Source organism: Pseudomonas sp. SIMBA_067, from assembly GCF_046534675.1.
GTDB lineage: Bacteria > Pseudomonadota > Gammaproteobacteria > Pseudomonadales > Pseudomonadaceae > Aquipseudomonas > Aquipseudomonas putida.
Genome location: NZ_JAWRYH010000226.1, coordinates 1 through 304, shown reverse-complemented (window position 1 = coordinate 304; position 304 = coordinate 1). Strand labels below are relative to the sequence as shown.

At 36.5% G+C, this 304-nt stretch carries 1 pseudogene; it reads left to right on the top strand.

The features are described from left to right. Positions 1–196, top strand: a pseudogene (locus SB765_RS28845) (NADH-dependent alcohol dehydrogenase); the annotation flags it as partial. Positions 197–304 lie beyond the last annotated feature (108 nt).

Below are 304 nucleotides of genomic sequence, written 5' to 3'. Positions count from 1 at the left end.
AACAATTCAAGCAATTGAAGCGTTTTACCACAGCCTTGACGTAGCAACTGAGCTTACTGAGCATGGTGATGACAAAGCGGCTGCCATTGATAATATTATTGGTAAGCTTGAAGCTCATGGCATGGTTGCCCTTGGAGAAAACCAAGCTATTACGTTAAAAGAAAGCCGTGAAATTTTAGAACAAGCGGTTGCTTAATAACGGTTAATATTGACCGCTAACATTTGTTAGCGGTTTTTTGCAGCAAAATAAGATTGAATGGAATAAAATTTTATTTTGCTGCATTACTTTTTTAGATATTTTCAG